Origin of the sequence: Nocardioides jensenii JCM 1364 = NBRC 14755 (assembly GCF_001552535.1) — a bacterium.
Lineage (GTDB): Bacteria > Actinomycetota > Actinomycetes > Propionibacteriales > Nocardioidaceae > Nocardioides > Nocardioides jensenii.
In genome coordinates this window covers 1-5,324 of record NZ_BCRJ01000020.1, presented here as the reverse complement: position 1 = coordinate 5,324, position 5,324 = coordinate 1, and the positions used below count along the sequence as shown (strand labels likewise).

Sequence of the window (5,324 nt, the reverse complement as noted above, 5' to 3'; positions counted from 1 at the left end):
TTCGGCCCGTGCGACAGCGAACGCGCCGAGGTCGATGACCTGATCGGCGACCTCGATCACCGCGTCACGATGGGCGACCACGAGCACCGTGCTGGTCTCCGCGAGCAGACGCAGCACATCGAGCATGATGCGCTCGGTGTCGGGGTCGAGGTGTGCGGTCGGCTCGTCGAGTACGACGTACGGACGGTCGGCCAGCACCACGCGGGCAATCGCGATGCGGGCTCGTTGGCCAGCGGAGAGCCCGAGACCCTCCTCGCCGAGGTGCGTGTCGAGTCCGTCCGGGAGTCCGGCCACCGTCTCGGCCAGATCGACAGCCGCGAGCGCGGCGTACAGATCGGCCTCGCTGGCGTCGGGGCGGCCCAGGCGCAGGTTGGCCGCGATGCTGTCGGCGATCAGCCATGGCCGCTGCGGGACGTGCGCGACCCGCGAACGCCAGGTCGAGGGGCACAGCCCGGCGAGGTCCGCGGCCCCGACCCGGATCATGCCTTCCGCCAACGGCAGCTCGCCGAGCAGCACCTGCAGGAGCGTGCTCTTGCCGCAGCCCGACGGGCCAACGATCGCGGTGATCGTGCCCGGGCGGATCCGGGCCGACAGGCCCTGCACGACCGGATCGTGTCCGGGCCAGGCGAGGGCGATCTCGTCGAGGCGGATGGTCCGAGGAGCGTCGTCCAGAATCGACATCTCGACGGGCAGGAACCCACGACTCGCGACACCAGAATCAACAAGTCGTGTGATGGCGTCGAAGGTGGCGGTGCCCTCGGCAGCGGCGTGGTACTCCGCGCCGACGCGGCGGATCGGCCAGTAGGCCTCCGGCGCCAACAGGAGTACGACGAGCGCGGTCTGCAGGTCGAGCGATCCTCCGGCCAACCGCAGTCCGACCGAGACCGCGACCAGTGCCACGGAGATGGTGGCGATCAGCTCGAGCGCGGCCGACGAGGCGAAGGCCAGCTTCAGCGTGGAAGCGGTGGCCCGGCGGTGATGGTCGGTCACGGACCTGATCTGGGGCACCTGCGCGGCAGCACGGCGATGGGTGACCAGCGTCGGCAGGCCGCGGACCACATCGAGGAAGTGGCCGGCCAGGACGCCCAGGGCTCGCCACTGCCGGTCGGCCTTCTCCCGGGTGGTCATCCCGATCAGGATCGCGAACACCGGGAGCAGGGGGAGGGTGAGCAGCACGATCAGCGCGCTGATCCAGTCCTGCGTGGCGATCGCGACCAAGGTCAGCACCGGCAACACCGTGGCCAGCACGAGGGCCGGCAGGTAGCGGGTCAGGTAGGGCTCGACGGCACTCACACCGCGGGTGGCCAGCGTGGTCAGCTCGCCTCGCCGGCGTCGGCTCAGCGAGGTGGCGGAGAGGGACAGGGCCGAGCGGAGCACGAGGTCGCGCAACCGGGTGCCGACCTGGGCCGCGGCCCGGCTGGCGGCGACGTCGACCACCCGACCCAGCACTGCGCGCGCCAGGGTGACTCCGGCGAACCACCAGGCGGCGGCATGCCATTGGCCGGACGAGGGTGCGTCGAGCACGCCGACGATCAGCGCGGCACCGGCGAACGCCTGGCCGACGATCAGCATGCCGGCCAGGGTGTTGCCGACCAGCACCGCCGCCAGGGAGGCGCGCGCCGGTGCGAGGTGGGGGAGGACACGCGGGTCGAGCGGCCTCATGACGCGGCCGGCTCGGGCTGCGGGGTGGGGATGTGGTGCACGGAGATCCGCTTGCGGAACACCCAGTAGCTCCACGCCTGGTAGCCGATCACCAGCGGCGTGAACATCACGGCGACCCAGGTCATCACCTTCAGGGTGTACGCCGTGGCCGCCGCGTTCGTCGACGTGAGTGAGAACGCGGCATCGGTGGTCGAGGGCATCACGTCGGGGAAGAGCGCGAGGAACAAGCCGGTCACGGCCAGGGCGATGGTGACGAAGGTGCCGGTGAACGCCCAGCCCTCACGCCCCCGGAGGGCAGCGGCCAGGGCCGCGAGCAGGGTCAGCCCGGCGACCACGAAGACGAGGGCGCTGGCCGTCGTTCCGCTCGACGCCTGGGTCCAGGCCATGAACGCCACTGCGACGACGGCGGCGCCGAGACCGAGGCGGGCGGCGAGGGCGCGGGCCCGGTGCCGGATCTCGCCGTCGGTCTTGAGCGCGATGAACATGGCGCCGTGGGTGAGGAAGAGCAGGGTGGTGGTGACACCCCCGAGGAGGCCGAACGGGTTCAGCAACGTCAGCGCGGAGCCGGTGAACTCGTGGTCGGCGTCCATCGGCACACCCCGGACGATGTTGGCGAACGCGACGCCCCACAGGAAAGCCGGCACCAGCGAGCCGTAGATGATCGCCCTGTCCCAGTTGGCCTGCCACCGTGCGTCGGACTTCTTGTGGCGGTACTCGAAGGCGAGCCCGCGCAGGATCAGGGCGACGAGAATCGCCAGCAGGGGCAGGTAGAACCCGCTGAACAACGTGGCGTACCACTCCGGGAAGGCAGCGAAGGTGGCGCCGCCGGCGACCAGCACCCACACCTCGTTGCCGTCCCAGACCGGACCGATCGTGTTGATCATGACCCGACGCTCGGTGTCGTTGCGGGCCAGCACCGGCAACAGCATGCCGACCCCGAAGTCGAAGCCCTCGAGGGTGAAGTAGCCGATCCACAGGACGGCGATCAGGATGAACCAGACGGTGGTGAGCTCCATGGTCGTCTCCTAGTAGGCGAAGGTGAGGGGGGCGTCGTCGTCCGAGCCGTCGGAGGGCCCGCGCAGGCTCGGGTCCGGTGGCTCGGCGAACGGCTCGGCACCGGCCTTGGCGTACTTGATCAGCAGCCCGAACTCGATCACCGCGAGCACGGCGTAGAGCGAGGTCAGCACGATCACCGACGTCAGGGCCTCACCGACGGAGACGCCGGGGGAGACCGCGTTGTCGACGGTCATCAGCCCGTAGACCACCCATGGCTGGCGGCCCATCTCGGTGAAGATCCACCCGAACGAGTTGCCGAAGACCGCGAGGAACGGCAGCGACAGAGCCAGCACGCCCCACCACTTCGAGCGTGGACGGCGGCCGCCGCGCATCACCCACAGCAACACGGCAGCACCGGCTGCGGCCGACATGCCCAGGCCGATCATGAACCGGAACGACCAGTAGGTCACCGGGATCACCGGCACGTAGTCCTCCGGGTGGTAGTACGTCGCACCGGGATCGGTGCCGTACTGGTCGGCGTACTTCTCGCGCAGCGGGTTGATGCCCTCGACCTTGCCGTCGAAGGTGCCGGTGCCCAGGAACGAGAGCAGGCAGGGCACGGTCACGGCGAACTTCTCGTGCCGCCCGTCCGGCGTACCGACCGTGAAGACGGAGAACGGCGCGCAGGACTCGGAGGTCTCGTAGAGACCTTCCGCGGCAGCCATCTTCATCGGCTGCACCTCGGTCATCACCTTCCCCTGGAGATCGCCGGTGACGGCCACCCCGAGACCGGCCACCAGCACCACCCAGGCGCTGATCCGGGCGCCGGTGAGGTAGACGGGCCGGTCCTCCTCGGGAGTGCGCTTGCGCAGGTAGAGCCAGGCCGAGATGCCCAGCACGAAGGCGCCACCGGTCAGGTAGCAGGCGGTGATCACGTGCGGGAAGGCGACCACCTGCACCTTGTTGAACATCACCGCCCAGAAGTCGGTGAGCTCGGCGCGTCCGGTCTCGGCGTTGTAGTCGTGCCCGACCGGGTGCTGCATCCAGGAGTTCGCGGCGAGGATGAAGTACGACGACAGCAGGGTGCCGATGTGCACGATCCACATGCAGCCGGCGTGCATCCAGCGCGGCAGCTTGTCCCAGCCGAAGATCCACAGGCCCAGGAACGTCGACTCCAGGAAGAAGGCGAGCAGGCCCTCGATGGCCAGGAACGAGCCGAACACGTCACCCACGAAGCGGGAGTAGTCCGACCAGTTCATCCCGAACTGGAACTCCTGGACGATGCCGGTCACCACGCCGATGGCGAAGTTGATCAGGAAGAGCTTGCCGAAGAACTTCGTCAGCCGCAGGTACGTCGGGTTCTGGTTGCGCACCCACATCGTCTCGAAGACGGCGATCATCGCGGAGAGTCCGATGGTGATCGGCACGAAGAGGAAGTGGTAGACGGTGATGATCCCGAACTGCCAGCGTGCGATGTCGACGACGTCCATTGGGGTGACTCCCGGTCGAGGGCGGATCTACGACAATGAGTAGTAGATACTACCGAGAGTAGTACGACGCGGGCCGTAGGTACAATCTCCCCATGCCTCCCGCGAAGTCTCGTCCCGCCCGTCGCTCCTCCCGATCGAGCGCGCCCCTGGGCGACCTCGAGCGCGCGGTGATGGAGGTGCTGTGGTCGCGGGGCGACCAGGAGTCCTGCACGGTTCGCGAGGTGCACGCCGAGCTGGCCACCCATCGCGACATCGCCTACACGACCGTGATGACGGTCCTCGACCGGCTGGCCAAGAAGGACGTCGTCCGGCAGGAGCGCGACGGGCGCGCCTATCGCTATCGCGCGGCCGCATCGCGGGGCAGCATGACCGCCGAGCTGATGCGCGAGACGTTGACCGACTTCGGCCGCGACAGCCGCCAGTCGGCGCTGGTCGCGTTCGTGGAGGAGGCCAGCGCCGACGACATCGCGGCTCTGAAGCAGGCCCTGGCCGATCTGGCCCGCACCGACGGCGCCGACTCCTGACCTCGATGACCACCCTCGTCCTGGGCGTCCTGGCGGTGCTGCTGGCCGGGCCGGTGCCCGCGCTGATGGCCCGTTGGCCGCTGCTGCGTCGAACTCCACGGGCGGCGATGCTGCTGTGGCAGAGCGTCGCGCTCGGAGCCGTCCTGGCCGCCGTCGGGGCCGGGCTCTCCCTGGTCACCGACCACGCCTGGCGCGACACCCCGACAGTGGTCGGGTGGCTGGTGGCGGCCGTGGCCCTGGCCCTCACCGTGATGGTGGTGGGGCGACTGCTGCTCAGCGGCCACCAGGTGGGCACGACACTGCGCGCCCTGCGCCGCCGCCACCGCCGCCAGCTCGACCTGCTCTCGTACGACGGCCGCGGGGCCAGTGTCCTCGAGCACGACGTGCCGGTGGCCTACTGCGTGCCCGGGATGCAGGGATCACGCGTGGTGGTCTCCGCAGGGGCGATCGAGCGGCTCAGCAGCGTCGAGGTCGAGGCGGTGCTGGCCCACGAGCGGGCGCACCTGCGCGCTCGTCACGACCTGGTGCTCGAGGCGTTCAGCGTGCTGCACCGTGCCTTCCCGCGCTGGGTCTCCAGCGAGGCGGCGCTGGTCGAGGTGCAACTGCTCGCGGAGGTCCTGGCCGACCGGGCCGCGGCTCGGGTCGCCGGGCC

General features: G+C 69.8%; 5 protein-coding genes. 2 read left to right on the top strand and 3 right to left on the bottom strand.

Features of this window, described 5'->3' with window-relative positions; genetic code table 11:
• From cydD to NJ4_RS06970, 3 genes are all read right to left on the bottom strand, one after another.
• The coding region (cydD, locus tag NJ4_RS06980; RefSeq protein WP_082748260.1) for a thiol reductant ABC exporter subunit CydD at positions 1 to 1,662 on the bottom strand (1,662 nt) is incomplete at its 3' end.
• Complete coding sequence (gene cydB / locus NJ4_RS06975) at positions 1,659 to 2,678, bottom strand: cytochrome d ubiquinol oxidase subunit II (RefSeq protein ID WP_067432209.1); 1,020 nt, start codon at positions 2,676 to 2,678, stop codon at positions 1,659 to 1,661. The genes cydD and cydB, both read right to left, overlap by 4 nt.
• 9 nt (positions 2,679 to 2,687) lie before the next feature.
• Positions 2,688 to 4,148, bottom strand: a complete 1,461-nt coding sequence (locus NJ4_RS06970; RefSeq protein ID WP_067432206.1) for a cytochrome ubiquinol oxidase subunit I — start codon at positions 4,146 to 4,148, stop codon at positions 2,688 to 2,690.
• 92 nt (positions 4,149 to 4,240) lie between these two features.
• On the opposite strand from NJ4_RS06970, the gene NJ4_RS06965 reads away from it, so the two are divergent.
• Both NJ4_RS06965 and NJ4_RS06960 read left to right on the top strand, forming a co-directional pair.
• A complete protein-coding gene (locus NJ4_RS06965) occupies positions 4,241 to 4,672 on the top strand; it encodes a BlaI/MecI/CopY family transcriptional regulator (RefSeq protein ID WP_082748259.1) in 432 nt (143 codons plus the stop codon).
• Positions 4,673 to 4,677: 5 nt separating this feature from the next.
• On the top strand, positions 4,678 to 5,324 hold a 647-nt coding region (locus NJ4_RS06960; RefSeq protein ID WP_067432200.1), incomplete at its 3' end, for a M56 family metallopeptidase.